Here is a 21,891-nt window from a genome sequence, read left to right on the forward strand (position 1 = left end):
ACTTATACGCCCAGACCCACCGTCATGTGCATCATGTAGAACGCGAACCGCATGACGAAGATGCCGGCCAGCACGAGCACGGCAGCTCCCGCCGCGCGCCCGACCGACAGCCGAACCCGTCGAGGCCACAATTCGACGGCGTCCAGGCCAATGCCCGCCATGCCAAGCACGCCGAACGCGCATACCATCAAACCGTACGAGGGCACCAGTTCCGCCGCCGTAAGATACGAGTTCTCGATCGAGGCCAAATCCGCACCCTGCATGCCGAACGTCACCACGTTCACGGCCAACGCCGCAGCGGCCACCATCGTCAGCGCGCGTCCCATACGGCCTTCAACCGGCTCGTAGCCCGCGGCGCGCAGCCCCGCGATGGCGAGTATGGGGCCGCCCACCAGCGCGTTCAGCATCAAATTGAGCGGCACGTACACCGTGTACCACGACACTATGGTGTCGGCGGCATAGGCACAGCCCACCGCAGCCACGAACACCGCGCCCGCCAGCATGGCCAGAACGAGCCACGCTCGCTGTAACTGCGGTTTGGGATGCTCGACGAAGTTGTACAGCCAATACAATCCGGCCAGCGCCAGAAACACCACCGCGCAGAACACCTCGGTGGACAAGGGGCTGCGTCCCACCCCAAGGAACACGTACAGCGCGTTAGCGGGGTTGCCCAGGTGGGTGGCCGAGGCGACGAGACCCACCATGGCAACCACGAGGGGCAGCCCCAAGAACACGTTGAGCCGCTGACGCAGGACAACGGACGCGCCGCGCCCCAGCACGGGAAGCCCCATGCAGATGAACGCAACCACGCCCGACGGCGCCAACGTCGTGAACAGCACGAGCGTAATCTCGCCGAGCGCGGTATCGAATCCTGAAATCATACAGGCTATCCTAGCGGTAGAACCTCGGGTAGACGACGTCCAGGCCCAACTCGGCCTGAATGCCTTCGAGCGAAGCCTTCGTGAGACGCGCGAGACCTTCATAGAAGGGCTGGCCGGCCGCCTCGATCAGCTGGTCGAGGAAGTGCGACGACCAGGTGAGCAGATGCAGCCGCAGAAACTCGCCTAGATCCTGCGGCTGGTTGCGCGCGATCCAGGCCATGAGCACCAGCATGAGGCCCATATGGTCCTCGGGCGTCTTGTCGTCCGTCTGACGCGCGATGCCGTGAGAGCGCATCCACGCGCGCAGCTCCAGCGTGGTCGCACCGAACACGACGCATTCGCGATCCGTGTACACCGAGCCCCAAGGCGGCGCGGGCTTCGGCGCGGGACCGATGAACAGGCGGCGGTATTCCCACACCAGGCCGTCGGCGTCGATGCCTTCCGCCAACCCCGAGCGCATGAGATCGAGGTCGCACCGCGCCTCGGCTTCGTCGACGAACGGCCACTCCACGGCGGCCTGCGCAACGTCGATCGCGGCCATGGCCGCGAAGGCCGGGCCGGCATCGCCCTTCACCGGGTCTTGCAGGTAGAACGGCCCCAGCGTCTCGCCGACGAACGCGATGGCCTCGCGCACATCCTCGGACAGCGGTACGGTTGCTTCTTCGCTCATACCATGATCTCCTTATCGGTTGCCCGAAATCCAACTTCCAACAGGTTCGCCACGACGCCGTCCTTCGATTCCGCAGGACGGGCATCGGCGGACGGCTTGACGAACAGGTTCGGCACGGTCGCCTCGGGCCGGGGCAACGGCGCGATGGCCGCGCGCTCGCCGAGCTTCTTCATCTCGCCGACCGGCCCGAAGTCCAGCGCGCGAGCCGGGCAGGCCTCGACGCACACCGGCTTCTCGCCCGCGGCCACGCGTTCGATACAGCCGTCGCACTTCACCGAGTGCCCCTTTACGCGATCGACGCGCGGAGCGCTATACGGGCACGAAAGATGACAGTATCCGCAGCCGATGCAGTGCCGGTCGTTGACGCTGACCAGCCCGGTCTGCTCGTCTTTGTGCATGGCCTCGGTGGGACACACGCGCACGCACACCGGGTCGTCGCAATGGTTGCACGCCACCGACACGTTGTACGAGAAGCAGGTGGAGCCGAAGGTGCCGTCGCCGTTGCGAACCGTATCGCCTCCCGTGTATTCGAACACGCGGCGGTAGGCGGTGCCGACGTCGAGGTCGTAGGCGTCTTTGCAGGCGAACATGCACGTTTTGCACCCTGAGCAACGCGTTCCATCGAAGAAAAAAGCCTGCTGGGACATGTGGCGACCTCCTCTCGTCAACACGGAACCGCAAGCGCTCCCCCTATCCCAAAAAGCGGGGTACGCTGTATTTTAGCGTACCCCGCCAAGACGTGCTCCTCGCGCCGCAGATTGCCACGAGCCCCTCACGGAGGGAAGAGGGGCCGTGGCGTCGTACGCGAACAGTCCTGCTACGCGACCTCGAGCGGGTTGGCGATTTCCGCCGCGCCCACCGGCTGAGCGTCCGCGGATGCCTTGATAAAGATGTTCGGGGTGGTTTCGGACGGGTCGGGAAGCGGAGCGATGTTGCCGCGCTCGCCCATCTTCGCCATCTCCTCGGCGTCGCCGAAGTCCAGCGCACGAGCCGGGCAGGCCTCGACGCACACCGGCTTCTCGCCCGCGGCCACGCGCTCGGCGCACCCGTTGCAGCGAACCGCCTTCTTCTTCTCCTCGTCCACCTTCGGCGCGTTGTACGGGCACACGATGGCGCACGTTCCGCAGCCGATGCACTTCTCCTCGTCGATGGACATGAGGCCCGTGTCGGCGTCCTTGATGATGGCGCTCTGCGGGCACTTCTCGAAGCAAACCGGAGAATCGCAGTGGTTGCACGACATGGACAGCGGGTAGCTGACGCAGGTGGTGCTGAAGGCGCCGTCGGCATCCTTCACGGTGTCGCCGATGGTCACCTCGTACACATGGCGAAACGAGATGCCCAGATCGATGTTCTTGTAGTCCTTGCACGCCATCTGGCAGGTCTTGCACCCCGTGCAGCGCGTGCCGTCAAAGTAGAATGCCTGTTGAGACATGATATATCACCCTTTCTGCGGCTCGTCGCCCTACGCCTTGGTCACCTGGCAGATGTTGCTGTGCTGGGGGTTGCCCTTAGCCAACGGAGACGGACGATGCGTCGTCAGCGTGTTGATGCAGCCGCCCTTGTCAACGCGATCGCCGTACATGTCGGCGTCGTGCCATGCGCCCTGCGAGATGCACACCGTGCCGGGAACCACGCGCGGCGTGACTTTCGCCAGGATCTCGATTTCGCCGAACGCGTTCTTCACGCGGATCTTGTCGCCCTGCTTGATGCTGCGCTCTTTAGCGTCGGCGGGGTTGATCCACGCCTCCTGCGGGTTCACTTCCTTGAGCAGCTCGATGCCGCCCCACGAGGAGTGCGTGCGACCGCGATAGTGGAAGCCGCTGCAGCGCAGAGGGAACTCGTCGGTGGGCACGTCGGTCTCGGTGAAGCCGTGCGTGTACACCGGGATGGGCGAGATGAGGTCTTCCTCGCCAAGCTCCCAGGTGGAAGCGATGCCGGCCAGCGTCTCGGAGTAGATCTCGATCTTGCCGGTGGGAGTGTCCAGCGGGTTGGCCGCCGGGTCGTTGCGGAAGGCCTCGAACGCGATAGTCGCGCCCTTCGGGTTCTTGCGCGTGTAGACGCCCATTTCCATGGCCTCGTCGTACGTCGGCAGTTCGGTGTCCTTCTCGCGCGTCTTCTCGTAGAGCTCCTTGATCCACTCTTCCTGGGTCTTGCCCTCGGTGAACTGCTCCTTCACGCCCATCTTGTCGGCGATGAGGGTCAGGGCGTCGTAGAGGGTCTTGCGCTCGAACTTCGGCGTGGTGCACGGCTGGCCGCTGATCATGTACGCGTTGTCGCCGCCGGTGCCGATCTGCGACACCTGCTCGAAGCGGAACAGGTCGGGCAGCAGGATGTCGGCGTACTTGGCGGAGTCCGTCATGGCCGTCTCCCACACCACGATGAATTCGCACTTGCTCTCGTCGGCCAGGATGTCGTGCGCGTAGTTGATGTCGCCATGCTGGTTCGTCAGACAGTTGCCGGCGTAGTTCAGCATGCACTTGATGTTCTGGTTGAGCTTGTCCGCGCCCATCACGGCGGAGTTGAGCGCCGTCATCTCGGTGCCGTGGTCGATGGCCTCGGTGAACAGGAAGACGGGGATCTTCGCCTTGATGGGGTTGTCGCCGGCCGGCAGGGACGTCAGGCTGATGGAGAACGAGCCCTCGCGGCAGCCGTTGCTCGTGCCCGGCAGGCCGACCTGGCCGGTCAGCAGCGGCAGCATCATGATGGACCAGCAGTTCAGCTCGCCGTTGCTGCGGCGCTGCGGGCCCCAGCCCTGCACGACGTACAGCGGCTTGGCCTCGCCGATCTCGGCGGCCAGCTCCTTGATGCGGTCGGCGGAGATGCCGCAGATGGGGGCGGCCCACTCGGGGGTCTTCTCCACCATGTCGTAGCCGGTGCCCATGATGTAGTCCTTGTAGGACTTGTTCTGGCCCTTTGCGCTCTCGGGCATGGTGTCCTCGTCGAAGCCGACGCAGTACGTGTCCAGGAACTCCTTGTCCACCTGGTCGTTCGCGATCAGCTCATGCGCGATGGCGGAGCAGAGCGCGGCGTCGGTGCCGGGGTTGATGGGCTGCCACTCGGCGGAACGGCCCATGACGGAATCGTTCATGCGGGGGTCGATGTAGATCATCTTGCCCTTCGTGGTCTCGCGCAGATGCACCCAGTCGTAGTGCGACACGGCGCCGCCCTGGCGCGTCTCGGTCGGGCTCGTGCCGAACGCGAGGATGAGCGCGGCGTCCTCGGCGGCGTTGAGCGTGCTGCCGCTGAAGCCGGATGCGCCGTAGGTGTGGGGCACGATCATTTCCATCTGCATGGCGCTGTAGTCGCCGTACGACCCCAGGAAACCGCCGAGGCAGTTCATGAAACGCGGCAGCGAGCGCGCCGTCGTGGAGCTCACGCCCGTCGCGTAGGGAATGTACACGGACTCGTTGCCGTACTCGTCGATGATGCGCTTGAGCTCGCTGGCGATCGTGTCGACGGCTTCGTCCCACGAGATCTGCTCGAACTTGCCCTCGCCGCGCTTGCCGACGCGTTTCATGGGGTAGTTGATGCGATCGGGGTTGGCGAGCCAGCGGCGATACGTGCGACCGCGCAGGCAGGCGCGCGGCTGAACCTCGTCGAAGCCGGCGTCCTTGCTGGTGTAGGTTTCCACCCAGGCGACCTCGTCGTCCTGCACGTGGAACTTCAGGCTGCAACGGCCGGGGCAGTTGATGGCGCAGTGACCCCACGTCGTGGTCTCCTCGACGGCCTGCGTCGCAGCGTCATTGCCCTTCGCGCCGTCGGCGCTCGGCGAGCAGCCGAACAGCGACACGGCACCCGTGCCCATCGCGGCCGCACCCAGGCCGGCCAGCGCCGAGCCCTTCATGAACGTGCGGCGAGACACCTGAGCGTTCTCCAACATGTTCGTCATGGTCCCTCCCTCTTTCCTCTCTCGTCTGGCGCTCCGCTTCCCGGGCGGAACGCCTCGCATTGTGGCACTCCCCCGCGACCGCCGTGTCACATAAAATATGCGAACTTATCGTTTCCCCAGGTCACAAGACAGCACTTTGGGTAATGCGTCGCACGATACTTCTGACAATACCGTTATACTGATGCAACGGGAACAGTGTGCGGGAACGGAAAAACCGCATATGCGCGCGGTCTCGGGGGAGGATCTTTGAACGCAGCCACCATCGTCAGCATCATGAAGCCGAACATCACCTCGCTCGGCTACGGCTTGTTCTTGGCCATCAACGCCGCGGGCGTATGGGGCGGCGTGTTCCCGTTTCTTCCGATGGAGTTCCAAACCACCGAGATCGTGTTCTGGTTCTTCCTCGCGCAATCGCTCGTGTTCTCGTTCAGCTACTTCGCCAGCGCCCTGGGATCGTACTTCTTCCCCGGCCCCACGCGCACATTCATCGTGCGGCTGGCCACCATGCCCTACCTTCTGGGATGGTGCTGCCTCATCGCGGCCATCTATCTGGACGCATGGGCGCTGCCGCTCGTCGTCGGCGGCGGCGCGCTCCTGGGCCTGGGGTCGGCCGGTTTCTACATGCTGTGGCAACGCCTGTTCGCCAGCCAGGATTCCGACACCGGCAACCGCGACCTCATCAAGGGTACCCTATACGCGGCGGTGCTGTACTTCTCGCTGTACCTTATTCCGCAAGCGGTGACGGCGTTTCTCATCCCGCTCGTGTTCCTGCCGCTATTCGGGTTGACCATCGTGCTGAAAAGCCGCGAGATCGACCTCGATCAAGCCATGTTCCAGGACGTGCCGCGCGACCATCCGCTCGTGTACCAGCGCCTGGTGAACGACTACTGGCGAAGCGCGCTATGCGTGGGCGCGCTGGGGTTCTGCACGGGCATCATGCGCTCCCTGGCCATCGGCGAGCCGGCGGCGGGATCGCTCGTGAACGTGCTGTCGATGGGCGGATCGTTGACCGCGGCTATATCGCTGCTGGTGTTGTGGCAGTTCAAGAACCTCAGCGTGAACGTGGTGGGCGCCTACCGCGTCTTCTTCCCGTTCGTCATCACCTCGTTTCTGCTGCTGCCGTTTCTGCCCGAGGAGTACGCGCGCTGGCTGGCCGGCGGCCTGTACGCCGTGTACAGCGTGGCTATCATGCTCATGATGATTCAATGCGCGCAAGCTTCGCGCGACCGCGGCATCAACCCCGTGTTCATCTACGGGTTCTTCGGCGGCATCGTGTACGCGCTGCACGACGTGGGCTTCATCGGCGGCACGTTCGCCGAGCAGACCATGATCATCGGCATCGCGCCGCTCGCCGTGGTGGCGCTCGTGGCCGTGTACCTGCTGGGGCTCATGTACTTCATCGGACAGGGCGGGTTCCGCCGCATCTTCAAACACGACAGCGATGCCGCGGCCAGCATCGAGCTGGTCGCCCTACGCGCGCATGCGCCCGAGAAGAAGCCTGCAGGGGCGAACGCGGAGGGCGAAAAGCCCGACGACGCGGTGCCGAAGAAGGCGGGCAAGCGCGGCGATCGGCCGCCTCGCGCGAGCCGCAAGCCGCAGCGCGAACGCAAGCGCGAGGAGCGCGTGTACCTCGACCGCATCTCGAAGCAGGCGGCGCTGTTGCAGCAGCATTACCGTCTGAGCGAGCGCGAGACGGAGGTCATGGAGCTCATCGCGCGCGGCAACACCGTGGCGCGCATCGCCGAGGATCTCGTGGTCACCGAGAACACCATCCGCACGCACTCGAAGCGCATCTACGCGAAGCTGGACATCCACAAGAAGCAGGAGCTGCTCGACCTCATCGAGTCCTTCGACCCCAACGACTTGCAGGAATAGAAACGCTGCAGTGCGCGGAAGCCCGCTTCGAGACCCTTTGCCTAAGGTCGCGCGCGACCCCGATTGTTGTACATCGATTCTCCTTGCGGAGCACGGCCGTTTTTGTATAATAAGGGCGAGCCGCAGGGAGCGCTAACTCCCCACGGCTCTCGAACTCGCTTCGGCGGTTTGGGTTTACTGTGAGCGCTCCTTTCCCTTGCGGGTTTGGAGCGCGTCTCTTATCATCAGGAAAATCTCGATGATTCGGGACATCAGCCTCATAAGCACTTCAGCCAACACCAGCAAATCCAAAACGGTCATGGTCATCACCTCCAATCGTCTAGAATATTGAGAGGGAGAGGCACCAAGCCGCCGGATCGAATCCGTACCTATAAGTATAGCGACGCCGTCTCACGTTTCCATGGCACGCATCACCGTGGAAAACCTTCCCGACCTTGCCCGTTTCCAACGCCGCTCCCACGCGAATTCCATGCGCCTTGCCATCGTTTCCAACGCGGATTCCACACGCCTTGCACGCGGTTCCAACGCCGTTTCCACGCAGCGGGACGAACGCGCGAAAACGCACCGGGCGAGCTCTCGCGACGTAATCAAGACCGTCCCTCAGCAAAGTCTCACCTGATCGCATGCTATACTTCTTGCCATCTTGGTTCGCCGCACGTTTCCCTGATCGGAGCTGCCATGAACGCTGCATCGCATGTCGAATCGCCAATATCCGGACGGAAGCTGTGCGCATTCGCACTCGCCGCAGCGCTCGCGCTCATAACGGGAGCACAGTTCGTTCCCGCGCATTACGCCTGGGCTGAAGACGAGCCGGCGGCAACGGTTCAGGCGGATGCGACCCTCCCTGACGCGGCCCCGCTCGAGGAAGCCCTGCCCGAGGTGGCAGCCTTGGCGCCCGTAGAGAATGCGCCGCACCTCGACCTGGCGAACGGCTCCATCATCTTGAAGGACTCCGGCTCGAACCTCCAATACAGCCAGGACGACGAAGCAACGTGGACGTCCTATTCCGGCAACGTGACGATCGGTGGAACGGCAGGCAGCGGCACGAACGTGCAAGTGCTCAACGGAACCCATACGATACTTCTCAACGGCGTTACCATCAACGAGCCGCGCGCCAATCACGCGGCGATTGAAATCGGCAGCGACACGCAGGCTGCGCAGCTTACGCTCTGGCTGTATGGCTCGAACAAGCTTTCCGGTTCGAGCGGGTATCCCGCAATTTTCGCACCTGGTAAGGCTCATCTGATTTTCAAAGGCGATCTCTACGGCAGTCTGGAAGCGCAGGGAGGATACGAGGCTCCCGCCATCGGTGCGGACAGCGCGGTTTCAAGTTGCGGCACCATCGAGTTTTGGCAACCCGGCAACGTAACCGCGCGAAGCGGCAACGGCGCCCCTGCCCTCGGCGACCCGACCTCGAGCGCTGTGGATGCAACGGGGTCGGTGTCTTTCTTTTCGGGAACGGTGACCCTGCAATCCTCAGGCACCTGCGACGTTACCGCGAAAAGCATCGTCACCGGCGGCGGCAACATTCACCTCTCGCAGCGCCCGCCCGCCAACACGACGCTCGCCGTCGATCAGGGCGGCTCCTTCCCCGGTTCCGCGTATGTTCTGGTGTCGGGCTTGGCGGCAGGCGAGAATCTGCTCGGAGCCAGTTTTGATGAGAAAGGCCCTGTCTTTGTCAGAGGCGATCGGTGGGTGGATGCCAAGCATTACATCGTAGACGGCTTCGCCACTTGGATGGACGACGGCGATCTGGGACTTTTTCTCGACAGAAACCTGCTTAAGGACGGCAGCTCCGTCAAGATGAGCTTTAGCGAATCCGGCAACGTGTACGAAGGCACGATCAAGGGTTCTGCCGAAGCCGGATACACGCTTCATCTGGCCATTCCCGACCCGCCTGTTGAAAACCCCGTCGTCAGCATGCACGAAAAAAAGGGCTGCAAGCTCATCGTCGATGTGAGTTCGGAGGGCATTCCGCAGTACACCCTCGACGGGGGAGTGAGTTGGACGCGCTACAGCGGGTACCTGGCTGTCACGGGAGCCGCAGATTTCACCTCCTTCCCCGTAAGCAATCAGGTGATCGTAAGGAAAGGTACTCACGCACTGCGCTTTCAGGATCTGAGCGGCGTTGCGGCTTCAATCGAGGGATCCTCGAACGTGACGCTCACGCTGGTGGGAAGTAATTACATATGCGGCCACAGACTGGAGGCGTCGCCGGGGGTGGCGGTTCGAGGTACCTCGTCTCTTACCATCAACGGCAAGGGAACCTTGAATGCCGTGGGAGCAGGCACAGGTCGTCAGCCTTGCATCCTGGGAGAGCCGAACACGACCATCTCGATAGCGGGCGGCACGGTTCTCGCTCATTCGGGAGTAACGGGCGGTAATGGCATTACTGCAGGAAAGCTCGTTGTTTCCGGAGGCACTGTCGAAGCGCTCAGTCAGTCGAGTGGAAGCGCAGCGATCACGGCGAGCAAGTCCATCGCCGTCAGCGGCGGGTCGGTTACCGCCAAAGGCTCCAAGTTCGTCGCTGGCATCGGGTCGGACCATTACGGCTCGTGCGGCTCCATCACCATCAGCGGCGGCATAGTGAACGCGCACGGCGGCGACCTGTCTGCAGCCATAGGTTGCAGTGTCGGCGGCTCGTGCGGGGAAATCAAGATCAGCGGGGGCACCGTCAACGCCGTCGGCGGGCTGGGCACTCATGGAGCCGGCCGGGTCGCGGCTATCACAAGCTCCGTCAAGGCGCCCGTCATCACCGGCGGGACGGTAAAATGCAACGAGGCGGTTTCAACGAGGGCGGCGTCTTTGGCGTCGGCATCAGCTTCGCCGGCTCCGGCAGCGTTGAACTTCCTGCTCGCCTCCCCCGTCGCGCTCGCGTCCGACCTGGACGAGGAAGCAACGTCTCTTGCCTCCGAGGACGAGCAGCGCTTCGTCAACGAAAACAACGACGACCTCTCGCTTGTAACGATACACGGGCTTCCGGCGAACACGCCCATCTCCTCCTTGCAGATGCGCCTGCTCGACACGGAATTCGTGGAAGAGCCGACCGGCGGCAGCACCTACGGCATGCGCGACGTCCAGACCGACGACCAAGGAGCGCTCTACCTGCACCTCACGCCGCTCGAGGCGACGGACAAGCTGGTCGTCGCCTCGTGGAACGGCCGCGATTACAGCGGGCTGAGCGAGAGGAACCTGGACGGAACCTTCGCCATCGCACTCGCCCCCACCGAGGCCGCCGTGTACTACCAGTGGCACAGCTTCGAGGACGGCTGGGCCTACGAGGACGCCGGCGTCGATTGGAGCATCGACGGGCAGACGAGCGGAAACGCCGCCGGCCACGACGTGACCGCGCTGCGCATCGAGACGTCCATCGGCGGCTTGAACGTTTCCTACGCGGTCGACAACGGAAGCGGGTGGAGCCCGGCGGTTGAGAACGGCGACATCGCGGGCGAGATGGAGCAGCCCGTGCAGGCGCTGCGCGTCAGCCTGTCGGGCGACGAGGCTGCGCGCTACACCGTCTACTACCGCCTGTACGTGAAAGGCGTCGGCTGGATGGCTTGGGCGCATGACGGCACCGCCAACGGCACGTCGGGATACGGCTACCCCGTCAAGGCGTTCCAGGTGGCGATACTTCCTGCGGGAGCGACGCCCACGACCGGCGAGGCCAGCGCGACCGAGTACGCGTACCTGGTGAAAGACGGCCAAAGCCAGCCGGGGCTCATCGGCGAGAAGCCTTCCGCCGGGCATGAGGAACGCGAGGCTGCGCCCCCTGCGAAGGCGCTCGCCTCTACCGGCGACAGCCCGGCTTTCGCCATCGCCCTGGGCGCAGCCCTCGCAAGCGGCGCGCTGGTTCTTGCGTCGCGCGCCCGTCATCGCAGGTCGCTGTCCTGATCGGAGCTCCTGCCGCTCGCGCGAGACACCGCGCCCGCAGAGGGAGCATCGCCTCTGCGGGCGCGGCAGGGCTTCCGGGCGCAAGCGGCGCGACGAGCGTCACAGGTCGCCGTCTTCGGGCACGACGATGCAGTCGGTAGTCGTTCGGCCGTTCTTCATGGAGACGGTCACGGACTTGCCCGGCACCGTGTTCGAGGCCGCCGCCAAACGCTCCATGCTCGTACCGCCTTTGCATCAGAGGAGCCACCCCACCTGCACGGCGCGGGGAAGCCGATGTAGAAGATGGTTCCATGTTACCACATGATTACACCGTTTCGGACGCGCCGAGCCAAGGCCGCGCGCAAGGCGAAAGCGTGGGAAAGAGACGAAGGAACGGGGAGATCTCCCTCCCGCCATCCTCGCCCGGCTCCGGAATGCGCGTTTTTCACCTGTCTGTTGCGTCCCGATCGTTGCGCAACGATCCTCTTGGCGGAGCACGGTCGTTTTTGTATAATAAGGGCGAGCCGCAGGGAGGTGGTGCTCCCCACGGCTCTCGGATCGCTTCGGCGGTTTGGGTTTACTTGTGGCGCTCCTTTCCCCTGCGGGTTAGGAGCGCGCTCCTTATCACCAGAAACAGCTCGATGACGCGGGTAGCGAACTCCAAGAGCAAAATCACCAACGAAGCAATCCCCAAAACGGTCATGGTCATCACCTCCAATCATCTAGAATATTGAGAGGGAGAGGCACCAAGCCGCCGGATCGAATCCGTGCTTCTCAGTATAGCGACGCGGTCTCACGTTTCGTTTGCGCAGATCCAACGCGCGTTGCCGCCAAATCAAGCGCGTTTCCCACGTCGTTCCAACGCGGATTCCACGCGCCTTGCCGCCGTTTCCAACGTCGTTTCCACGCGTGTCACATCCCAATCCAGCGCCGATCAAACGCCGAAGCAGCGGACAACATGCGGTCGAAGGGCTAGCGCGAGCGAAGGGTCGCCGCCGACGCCCGATGAGGCGAAATTTCGTTTCCGAGGGTAAAACTGAGCCGGTTTGGCAATTTCGAGAGCGCGATTTCAGCCCGGTTGGCACCTATCTTGGGCTGAAATGTCAGGCGTGCTTTCAAAATGCCTGATCAGCGCGATGTGCTATTTAATGATTATATAGATCATAATTGCCAAACTGACTTGTTTTTACCGCTCCGCGGGACAATTTGCATCACCAGCGCGCCTGCCCCCTTCGCGCGCCCCCACCGCCACCGCGCGTGCCGCCGCGCGACACGCGCCGCCACGCGACAAGCTCAGGCGCGCGACAAAAACAAAAAAAGCCGCCGACGGCCTTTCGGGCGTCGGCGGCTTGAAGGTCTTCGAGGGCCGAAGCCTCTACACCTGCAGCGCGTAGAACATGAGGCGCGCCACGAAGATGCCGATGAGCACGGCCGCGTTGCCGGCCACGAGCAGCGGGATGGCCGAACGGACGCCCACGGGAGCATCAGCATCGACGTCCTCGCGATCGCGCAGCGGGATGGCCGCCGCAGCACCCGCCGTCCTTCCCATCGCCGCCACATTGCGGCCGCCGGGCATGAGCGTGGCGCGCAGAGTCGCCAGCATAACAACGAACCCCACGATGGATATCACGAGGTACACCCACGAACCGGGAAGCACGTCGGAGCCCGGAAAGAACGCGTTGAACGTGGACTGGGCGAACAGCAGCTGCGCGCTGACGGCGACGATGGCCGCCACCACGCCGATAAAGGCCGTGACCAGCGCTACCGTTGGCAACCGCGTCAAGCGCGCTTCGGGCATCCCACCCGCGAGAGCGACGACCAGCACGCCGAGCGGCACGCCGCCTGCGATGCAGAACCCGATGATGCCGAGCGGCACGAGCGGAGAGTTCCAGGTGAGCACCGCGGAGCCCATGTACATCACCCCGATGCTAAGCGACAGCAGCAGCGAAGCCGCGCCCACCACAGTGGCGAACACCTTGCGCGGACGCCCGTCCAGATTGCCCGTCATCGCGATGATCCAGTACACCACGGCCAGCGCGATTAACAGCATGCCAGCGATGCCCACGAAGGACAACGGCGCGATGTCGACGCCTTGGAACAAGCTCATCGAATACTGCGGCGACGAGAGCGCCACGAACGACGCGATGTAGCCCACGGCGAGGATCGCCATCGGAAGCAGCGTCCAGCGGTCGATGCGGGCGAGGCGCTCCTTGCTGAAACGCGTGGTCAGAAACGCCAGCGCCAGGCCGATGAACGCGCCCGAAGCCATCGGCACGAGCGTGGTGAACAGAACCATCGGCATTTGAAGCAATGCGAGATCCATACGATTTCACCTCCTCAGGATTCACGACGAATCCCCTAGCTGTCATATAAACAGCCCTCATCCTAGGAGCGCGCACAGGCAGGGCAGCTGACCCGCCGCCCCGTTTGAGAAGGTGTTGCCCGATCGTGACTTCGATGTCAGCGCGTCGCCCCCACCCCTGCAAGGCAAGCTGGTACCGTAGATGCTTCGACGAAAGGAGGGCCGCCATGACCCGCATCCAAAGAGGCTGGGCGGTGGCCGCCGTGCTGGCCGGCGCCCTGTTCGCCTGCACGATCGCCCTGTTCCTCGGTGGCACGATGCCGCTTGCGCCCGCGGCGGCGCTCGCGCTCATCGCCTGCGCCCTCTTCGTGACGGCCGCCCGCCAAGCCCGCCGCCCCTAGAAGGCGGGCGGTACGCTAACGCAGGTCGAACACGTCTTTAATGCTGTAAACGCCCGCGGGCTTTCCTTGGAGATACGCGGCGCAGTCCACGGCGCCGCGGGCGAAGCAGTCGTCGCTGTAGGAGTAGTGGGTGATCTCCAAACGCTCGCCCATGCCTCCGAAGTACACCTTGTGGTCGCTCGTGATATCGCCGGCGCGCAGCGAATGGAAGCCCACGCCGCCCGGCTTGCGCGCGCCGTGGCCCTCGCGGCCGTACTCGGCCAGCTCGTCGAGCGTGGTGCCCTTGAGCTCCGCGATCATGTTGCCGATGATGACGGCGGTGCCGCTGGGCGCGTCCAGCTTATCGCGGTCGTGCTGGTCGATGATCTCGATATCCGTCTCGTCCACGAGCGCCCGCGCCGCGATCTCCACCAACTTCAGCATCACGTTCACCATCTTCGAGGTGTTGCATTTGAAGATGATCGGGATGTGCCGGCCGGCCGCTTCGAATCGTTCGAACTGTTCGGGCGAGAACCCCGTGCTGGCCGTGACGAGAGCTTTCCCATGCGCCACGGCCAAGTCGAGCGTTTCGAGGCACTGCTCCACGCTGGAAACGTCAATGAGCGCGTCGCACGCGTCGATGACGGACGAGAGGTCGTCCGCCACGGGGATGCCCAGATCGCGTCCGAGGCCCACCACCTGGCCGAGGTCGCGGCCGATGTAGTCGCGTCCCGCAGGGCCCACGCCTCCCACCAGCTCCATACCCTCGCGCTCGGCGACGAATCGGCTGATGGGCTGCCCCATCTGCCCGTGGCATCCGACGACGATCACCTTCATGACGTTCTCCCTTCTCGACGCGCACCGATGCGGTTGATGCCGCCAGTATAAGCCCCGGCGCTACTCGGCGCTCGGCTCTTCCTCGCCGAACAGCACATCGAACAGGTAGCGGGTGATGGTGGCGCGGCGCACCATGCCGATGAGCCTGCCGTCCTCATCGATGACCGGCACCTTCTTGAACTTCTTCTTCGCCAGCACGTCGGCGATCTCGCCGATGGTCTGGTCGGCCGTGGCGCACAGCACCCGCTGCACGGCCAGCTCCATGACGTTGCGGCGCTTGAGCGCGCGGGCCTTCTCCTCGAAGGACTCGCTGTCGTACAGCACCATGTTGGAGTACCCACCGCTGAAGATGGAGCGCGTCTTCTGCGCGGCGACCGCTTTCATGATGTCGCCGTCGCTGATGAATCCCACCACATGGCGATCCTCGTCGATCACCACGAGCCCGCTCGTGCCCAGCTCGTTGAACAGGGTTACCACCTCGCCGAGGTTCTGGTCGTAGCGGCACGTGTACGCGTCCCGCTCCATGATGTCGCCGATCGTCCGATTCATCGTGCAGCTCCTTCCCGAGCTTCTTCCATTTCGATCTCAAGCGGCGCTTCGGCCCGGGATGCAGGCGAGGCGACCGCCTGCTTCTTGACGTTGCGCACCTTCAAGACGGCTATGACCAGCGCGACAGACGCCACGGCCGCGGAGATCCCGTACGCCACGTCGATGCCCGCCGCCGTGGACAGCACGGGGCCTGCCTCGGCGTTCGCCGCGGTCACCATGGTCATCACCGTCACGATGAGCGCCGTGCTCACTGCGCCGCCCACCTGGCGGCCCGTGTTGCTGATGGCGTTGCCGTGCGCGATCATGTCGTTCGGCAGCGCGTTGATGCCCCAGGTGGTGACCGGCATGTTCGCCAGCGTCAGACCGGAGGACTGGATGACGTAGAACGCTACGAGGTACGCGACCATCGTCTTGTCGTCGACGAGGGACAGCGCCGCCAGCGAAGCGGTGAGCCCCGTCAAGCCCATGATGGCTATGACGCGCGGCCCGAACCGGTCGAACAGCATGCCGCTGACCGGGCTCAGGAAGATGGTGGCCACCGCGCCGGGCGTCATGAGGATGCCGGTTTCGAACGCCGTCAGCCCCAGCACGTTCTGCAGGTAGATGGGCAGGATGACGCTGCCCACGGCCAGCGCCGAGTTGACCACCGTCACGATGACGGCCGAGTACGCGAACGTGGGGGTTTTGAGGGCCCGCAGCTGCAGCAGCGGCTCCTCGATATGCAGCTGGCGATGGATGAACCACGCGAGCGCGACCACGCCCACGACGATGCTGCCGACGACCACGGCGTTGCCCCAGCCCAGCGTGCTTGCACTGGAGAAACCGTACAGCAGGCCGCCGAACGCGAACGTGGACAGGACGATGGACGGCACGTCGAGGTGCGGGCGCTTGAGCTCCCCCACGTTCGTAAGTAGGAAGAAGCTCACCGCCAGCACGAGGATGGCCAGCGGGATCATCGCCCAGAACATCATGCGCCAGCCCCACGCGTCGATGATGCCCCCGGCCAGCACCGGGCCGGCCGCAGGCGCGCAGCTCATCACGATGCCGGCCATGCCCATGGCCGTGCCGCGCTTCTCGGGCGGGAAGATGAGCATGGGAACCACGCCCACGAGCGGCAGCTGCACGCCCGCGCCGGCCGCCTGCAGCACGCGGCCTACGATGAGCAGCTCGAACGTCGGGGCCCCCGCGCACAGCGCCGTGCCCACGATGAACGACATCAGCGAGACGAAGAAGAGCTTGCGCGTGGAGAAGCGGTCGATGAGGAACCCGGTGATGGGCACCATGATGCCGTTGACCAGCATGTAGATGGACGTCACCCACTGCGCGGTGCCGGCCGAGATGGAGAACGCGTCCATCAGCTTCGGCAGCGCGGGCGACAGGACGGTCTGGTTCAGGATGGCAAGGAACGCACCTGCCAGCACGATGCCGATGACGGTGATTTCCTTGCGGGTTACTTTGTGCTGTTCAGCAACCAATTGTTGTTCGTTCAAGAGCGCATCGACTTCCTTTGCGGACGCGTCGACAACCGAGCCCATCCCCTCGCTCGCGCGCAGGTAAGCGCACAAAGAGAACGGCCGGCGATCGATCGGGGAATATGAATGAGGAAAGCGAAAACGCGGAGGCCGTCGAACGAGGTCGTCCGCTTACGAGAGTCCGCTCATCGATGGCCTTGCCACACGCCAGGACCCACTTCGCCCGGCGCGCGGAACGCAGCCGTGCGCGAGCGTCGCCGCGAAAGCTGGCGAAGGCTGGTGTAGCGCTCGAATATGTACAGAAGCGATTTCACAGCGGGCAAGTATAGCGGAAGCCGAAACCCCCGTATCTTCGAGAAAGTGGCCCGCTCCAAGCGAAATTCACAAACCAGCTCGCGCCCAGCGCGCGGCTGCCGCGCCCTCCCTCATAGCGCATCCCCCTCCACGGCAGCGGCAGAGGTTCCGGGGAACCGAACGTCGCACGCCGCGCCGACCGCACGCCGCGCCCATCACGAATCGGCGCGGGGAAGATCGCTGGACCGCATGGCCTTCCCCGCGCCCTAGAGTGCGCCGAATTCCTACACCTTCCGCACGTCCACCCAGAGGTCGAACTGGGCGGCGCCGCCTCCAATAGGATCGGTCACGCCACCGCCTCCGGCAAGCGTTTCCTCGGGCAGCAGCTCGTTCATGCAGAAGCCGCGCCCCCGCCCGCCGGCGAAGCCGGTCTTCTGCTTGCCGGGCTCGTCGCCGTCGAGGATGCCCTCTTCTTCGAGGTAATCGGGAGCCGGGCCCGTCAACATGCCGTCGATGGTGACCGCGCGCGCGGCGTAGCCCTGCTGGCCGAACGAGTAGTTGGCCCCCACCACGCCGGGACGAATGCCCTCGGTCACGCGCACGTGACCGGAAAGCGTGCCTTCAGGCCCCACGACCTCCACGGCATCGCCGTTCTTCAAGCCGCGCTCGGCAGCGTCGGACGGCGACATCCATACGAAGTTCTCGGTGGTCGTCTCGCGCAGCCACGACGCGGCGATGGTGCGGTGCGTGCCGTTCGTGCGCGCTTTCCAGTTGATGAACGCGAACGGTCGGTCGGCCGGCCGCGCCATCGGCGTGCCGTCGGCGAAGGCGATCGGCGCCGTATGGGCCAATCCGTCGAAGTTCTCACCGGTCAACGCGTCTTTCAGCGAAGCCGTCTTCGGGTCGTAGAACGCGCACAAGCCGGCGTACTTCGTCTTGATCAGATCTCCGTCGTAACCGTCGCCCTTCGCAGGGTCGGCCGACGCGAACCGCCCGCCGCGGTTCAGCACGTACACCACCTTCGGCCATTCCTCTTCGGTGACGGCGGCTTTCCACGCCTCCAGATCGAACGCCTCGCCCAGCGCGCGCTTGCGGGCGCGCTCGAACAGGGCGAGCTCGTCGTCGTCGGCGTCCGGCACCGGCTTCTCGCCGGCGTAGGCGATGTTCGCGGCCATCTTCAACCAGTAGTCGTACTCGGTCGAAAGGGCCGCCGTGCCGCCGTCGCCGTCCTTGCCCACCGGCACGGCATGCTCGCCGACGCCCGGCAGCCCGAGGCGTTGCATGATGTCGAAGTACACGTCCTCCACCGAGCGCGGGCCGTCGAAGGCGCGCACCGCCGGCTGCCCCAGCTGGATGAGCTGGTACTGCTGGTTCGGATAGATGGATTCCTGGCTGAAGCGCTCGAGGTACACCTTGTCCGGTAACACGAAGTCGGCAAAGCGCGACGTGTCGCCTATCTCCACGTCGAACGACACCAGCAGGTTGATCTTGTCCTGGTCGCCCAGCACGTCGGCCAGTCGCCGCCCGCCGGGCGTGGAGTCCACCAGCGAATGGCGATGGATGAACAGCGCGCCCAAATGATCGTACACGTAGCCCGCGCGCAAGGTGGGCACGATCTCGTGCGACAGGTTGCCCGGCAGCGGGTACCACGGACGCGGCGCCGGATAGCCGTCCTGCTTGAAGTAGCTGGTCTTCTCGTACTCGGTCTTCTGGCGCGTGATGGGAATGCCCCATCCGGCATGCGCGTCCGGCACGGTCTTCAAGTCGTAGCGGCCCTCGAACGGCGCGAACTTCGCCGCGGCGGCGATGTGACCGCCCTTCCAATCGTGGTTGCCGATGAGGAAGTTGAGATACCCCACGGCGCGCACCGCATCGAAGCCGTTGGCGTGCATAGCCGGGCCGCGGTAGCTCATGACGCAGGCACGTTTGCCGTGCGACGTGAACTCGCGCGCCACCTCTTCCACCACGGAGGGCTCGATGCCCGCATCGGCGGCGTACTCCTCCAGCGTTCGCTCCTCGACGCGCTCTTTCAAAAGCTGGAACACGCTCTTCACGCGCGCAGGCTTTCCCTTGATGTCGATCTCTGCGTCCACTAGCAGATCGGCGGCGCCCTCGGCGGCATCGGCGAGAGTCAGCTCGCCGTCCACCAGCACGAAGCGCGCGTCGTCGGCCAGCGCCTCGCCGTTCGCGCCGACCTCGCCCGCGCGCCCCAGCGCCTTGGCCGTGACGATGGGCCGGTTCGGCAGGTCGACGGCCACGAGGTGCGTCGCATCGGACCAGGTGGGCTCGCCCAGCGCCGCGGCTGCCTTCTTCGAAGGCGCCGACAGGTAGGCCGCATCGTAGCGCTCGTTCGCGATGATCCACGACATCATGGCGAACGCCAGCTCGGCGTCCTTGCCGGGAATCACGGGCAGCCACACGTCGGCCTTCGAGGCGCTACGCCCCTGGCGCGGGTCGACCACGTACAGCTTCATGCCGCGCTCGCGCGCCACCGACAGGCGCGGAGCCAGCCACGACGGACCCTTGTTCGCCGTCATGGGCTCGGTGCCCCAGATGATAAGGCATTCGCAATGGTCGATGTCGGCGTACATGCGCTTATGGTTCGTCGTGGGGTGCGTGCGCACGTTGGCCATGACGCCCGTCATGCCGCACACGCCGCCGTGGTTGAAGTTGTTGACCGAGCCGAACCCCAGCTGCGTCAAGCGGTCCCCGATGAGGAACATGCGGTCGCCGCCGGCCGAGCAGAACAGGTTGGACTTGGGGCCCAGGTCGGGATGCTCCACGTCGATCAGCTTGTCGGCCCATTTCGCCGCGAAGGCGTCCTTGGTCATCTCGCCCGACTCCACAAGCGCGACATCGGCCTCCACCTGCTTCTTCGGCGCGTAGGCGTACCATTCGGCGATGCCCGGCGTGCCCAGCGCGGGCGACCCGTTCACGATCTCGTCGAGGGCCGTGTCCCAGCTGACCGTCTCCCACTCGTCCGACCCGCGCTCCCCCACGCGGCGCAAAGGCTGCGTGATGCGGAACCGGTCGTGCACGAGCTGAATGCCCACCTGGCCCTTGAGGCATATCATGCCCCCGTTCGAAGCGCGACCGGCCACGGCCATGTCGTCGCCGGGGGCGAGCGCTTCCTCGGGCCGCGTAGCGTAGGGGATCGGCGCGTAGGGCTGCGAGTTGAGCGGCGAGTACGGATTGCCCGCGATCTTGCGCACCAGCGCGGTGGCGCCGTCGTTCGCCTGCTTGCCGTCGGCCGCATCGGTCACGCGCACCTTGATGGTGCAGTAGCTGTTGCAGTTGTTGCACATGGACAGGATGACGTCGTCGGCCGCGCACGCGCCGGTGGCGTTGCCGCGCCCGTGAGGCTCGTCGGTCAGCGGGTCATCAGCGGCCATGTACGCGCCCAGCCCGCCTCCGGCGACCAAGGCGCCTGCGGCGACCGCGCAACCGGCGCCGACCACGGCGCGCCGCGAAGGCGTTCCGAACAAGCTCGAACGCTGAGGCTCGCTTGCGGCATCGCATCGCCGTCCGTCTTTATGCTGCGCTTCCATCGCGCACCTCCTTGCCCGTCGAAACCCCGCCGCACGACACGGCGGCCGAACCTGCGCCCTCGTAGGAGCTTTCCAACCGCGCCTCGCCCTCGCTCGCGCTCCTGCGCTCGAGCGGCAGCAGGCGCACAGCCAGTCCGTAGCAGCCGACGGCCAATCCCAGAACGAACAGCGTCACCATCGCCTCGCCCAAAGTGGGCACGTACGCAGGCAGGGGCATGCCGCCCAGAAGCGGAACCGAGAACCCTGCCACCACCAGCACGTAGCGCAGCGCCAGGATGCCCGCCATGGCGGAGACGGCAGCAGCGACCGTCCAAACGCCGCCGGCCGCGCAGCGCGAACGAAACGCCCCCACGGCCAACAGCGCCGCGGGCACCGCCAGTCCCAGGCCGATCTCGCCGATCCAGAACAGCGGCGCCAAAGAACCCGACACCATCACGCCCACGGCCGTCGCCGACGCCGGATCGCCCGACAGCAACGGCGGGGCGATCTGGAAGAACACGCAGAACGCCAGCGCGAACAGCGACGCCGCCAGCACGCGGTTCAGACCCACGAGCGCGCTACCGTCCGGCCGCGCCCCGCGCAGCCGCGCGAGCAGCCGATATGCGACGATCAGGAACGCGGCAGCCGTCACCACGGCCATGACGTAGAACAGCACCGACGTGATGCCGCCCTCCCACAGCCCGCGCGTCTTCACCGCAGCGAAGAACATGCCCGTACCGCCCGGAGGGCCCACGAACGACGTGGCCACGCCCACCCCGGCCAGCACGCGGATGGCCAGGTTCACGTTGCCGCGCCGCCGAAGCGATTCCATGCTGGGCTCGCCAGCAGCCTCGGCAGCTCGCTTGTCGTTCAGCAGCACGAGCACGAACTGTGCGACGGCCACGACCATGAAGAACATATACGCCTTGATCTCCCAGGCCAACGGCGACGACCAATGGAAGAACAGCAGCGTTCCCAGCGAATGCCGGATGGCGCCCAGGTCGATGCCGATGAATATCATCGACACGACAAGCGACACCACGCTCAAACCCAGCGCCATGCGCGCGACGGGCGCGAAGCGGGGAATCCTCAGCAGGTAGACCAGCGCCGAAAGGAGGTACAAGCCGCCCGCCAAACCGGAGAACCAGATGTAGACGACCACCCACAAGCCCCAGGGCACGGAATTCGTGGCTCCCGCCATGCCCAGTCCGTTCGCCAAGCGGTCGTACATGAAGTACGCGCCCGCAACCAGCAGCACGGCTACGATCACCGCCCACACGATGGTAGCACGGCGCGAGAACGGTGCCGGCAGCCAGCGCCTGCGCTTCGTTTCAGATGCCATAGA

General features: G+C 64.9%; 14 protein-coding genes. 3 read left to right on the forward strand and 11 right to left on the reverse strand.

All coding sequences use genetic code 11. From position 1 onward, the window contains the following. Nucleotides 1–2: 2 nt before the first annotated feature. The 5 genes from GT590_RS04080 to GT590_RS04100 all read right to left on the reverse strand — a co-directional run bounded on the left by GT590_RS04080 (nucleotide 3) and on the right by GT590_RS04100 (nucleotide 5,440). Nucleotides 3–881: a DmsC/YnfH family molybdoenzyme membrane anchor subunit gene (locus GT590_RS04080; RefSeq protein ID WP_114516390.1), complete on the reverse strand. Its 879-nt coding sequence runs from the start codon at nucleotides 879–881 to the stop codon at nucleotides 3–5. A gap of 10 nt (nucleotides 882–891) precedes the next feature. Continuing rightward, nucleotides 892–1,551 carry a Tat proofreading chaperone DmsD gene (gene dmsD / locus GT590_RS04085; RefSeq protein WP_009306095.1) on the reverse strand — a complete coding sequence of 220 codons (660 nt, stop codon included), beginning with the start codon at nucleotides 1,549–1,551 and terminating at the stop codon, nucleotides 892–894. Then, the gene (locus GT590_RS04090; RefSeq protein ID WP_009306094.1) at nucleotides 1,548–2,198 is read right to left on the reverse strand and encodes a DMSO/selenate family reductase complex B subunit; all 651 of its coding nucleotides are present in this window, start codon (nucleotides 2,196–2,198) and stop codon (nucleotides 1,548–1,550) included. Before GT590_RS04090 ends, dmsD begins: the two co-directional genes overlap by 4 nt. 170 nt (nucleotides 2,199–2,368) lie before the next feature. Beyond that, the gene (locus GT590_RS04095) at nucleotides 2,369–2,983 is read right to left on the reverse strand and encodes a 4Fe-4S dicluster domain-containing protein (RefSeq protein WP_009306093.1); all 615 of its coding nucleotides are present in this window, start codon (nucleotides 2,981–2,983) and stop codon (nucleotides 2,369–2,371) included. 30 nt (nucleotides 2,984–3,013) lie between these two features. Further along, a complete protein-coding gene (locus GT590_RS04100; RefSeq protein ID WP_114516389.1) occupies nucleotides 3,014–5,440 on the reverse strand; it encodes a DMSO/selenate family reductase complex A subunit in 2,427 nt (808 codons plus the stop codon). Between the two features lie 246 nt (nucleotides 5,441–5,686). Between GT590_RS04100 and GT590_RS04105 the strand changes: the two genes are divergently transcribed. Then, a complete protein-coding gene (locus tag GT590_RS04105; protein WP_161170923.1) occupies nucleotides 5,687–7,315 on the forward strand; it encodes a LuxR C-terminal-related transcriptional regulator in 1,629 nt (542 codons plus the stop codon). Between the two features lie 678 nt (nucleotides 7,316–7,993). After that, on the forward strand, nucleotides 7,994–11,206 hold the full coding sequence (locus GT590_RS04110) for a peptidase (protein WP_192925284.1): 3,213 nt from the start codon (nucleotides 7,994–7,996) through the stop codon (nucleotides 11,204–11,206). A gap of 1,354 nt (nucleotides 11,207–12,560) precedes the next feature. Here GT590_RS04110 and GT590_RS04115 read toward each other — a convergent pair. Then, nucleotides 12,561–13,508 carry a DmsC/YnfH family molybdoenzyme membrane anchor subunit gene (locus GT590_RS04115; protein ID WP_009306089.1) on the reverse strand — a complete coding sequence of 316 codons (948 nt, stop codon included), beginning with the start codon at nucleotides 13,506–13,508 and terminating at the stop codon, nucleotides 12,561–12,563. Between the two features lie 206 nt (nucleotides 13,509–13,714). Between GT590_RS04115 and GT590_RS14295 the strand changes: the two genes are divergently transcribed. Next, on the forward strand, nucleotides 13,715–13,888 hold the full coding sequence (locus tag GT590_RS14295) for a hypothetical protein (RefSeq protein WP_009306088.1): 174 nt from the start codon (nucleotides 13,715–13,717) through the stop codon (nucleotides 13,886–13,888). A gap of 15 nt (nucleotides 13,889–13,903) precedes the next feature. Here the strand turns inward: GT590_RS14295 and dapB are convergent, their stop codons facing one another. The 5 genes from dapB to nrfD form a co-directional block, all read right to left on the reverse strand. Next, the gene (gene dapB / locus GT590_RS04120) at nucleotides 13,904–14,704 is read right to left on the reverse strand and encodes a 4-hydroxy-tetrahydrodipicolinate reductase (protein ID WP_009306087.1); all 801 of its coding nucleotides are present in this window, start codon (nucleotides 14,702–14,704) and stop codon (nucleotides 13,904–13,906) included. 60 nt (nucleotides 14,705–14,764) lie between these two features. Continuing rightward, nucleotides 14,765–15,253 (reverse strand): HPP family protein, encoded by a 489-nt coding sequence (locus GT590_RS04125; protein WP_009306086.1) that lies wholly within the window; start codon nucleotides 15,251–15,253, stop codon nucleotides 14,765–14,767. Continuing rightward, nucleotides 15,250–16,743 carry an MDR family MFS transporter gene (locus GT590_RS04130; RefSeq protein ID WP_229041097.1) on the reverse strand — a complete coding sequence of 498 codons (1,494 nt, stop codon included), beginning with the start codon at nucleotides 16,741–16,743 and terminating at the stop codon, nucleotides 15,250–15,252. Before GT590_RS04130 ends, GT590_RS04125 begins: the two co-directional genes overlap by 4 nt. Before the next feature lie 560 nt (nucleotides 16,744–17,303). Beyond that, nucleotides 17,304–20,567, reverse strand: coding sequence for a molybdopterin dinucleotide binding domain-containing protein (locus tag GT590_RS04135; RefSeq protein ID WP_114527021.1), 3,264 nt, complete (start codon nucleotides 20,565–20,567; stop codon nucleotides 17,304–17,306). Further along, on the reverse strand, nucleotides 20,551–21,888 hold the full coding sequence (gene nrfD, locus GT590_RS04140; protein ID WP_009607940.1) for an NrfD/PsrC family molybdoenzyme membrane anchor subunit: 1,338 nt from the start codon (nucleotides 21,886–21,888) through the stop codon (nucleotides 20,551–20,553). The genes GT590_RS04135 and nrfD overlap by 17 nt, the downstream gene beginning before the upstream one ends. Between the last annotated feature and the right edge of the window lie 3 nt (nucleotides 21,889–21,891).

It is taken from the genome of Eggerthella sp. BIOML-A1 (assembly GCF_009875595.1).
In the GTDB taxonomy this organism is placed as follows: domain Bacteria; phylum Actinomycetota; class Coriobacteriia; order Coriobacteriales; family Eggerthellaceae; genus Eggerthella; species Eggerthella lenta.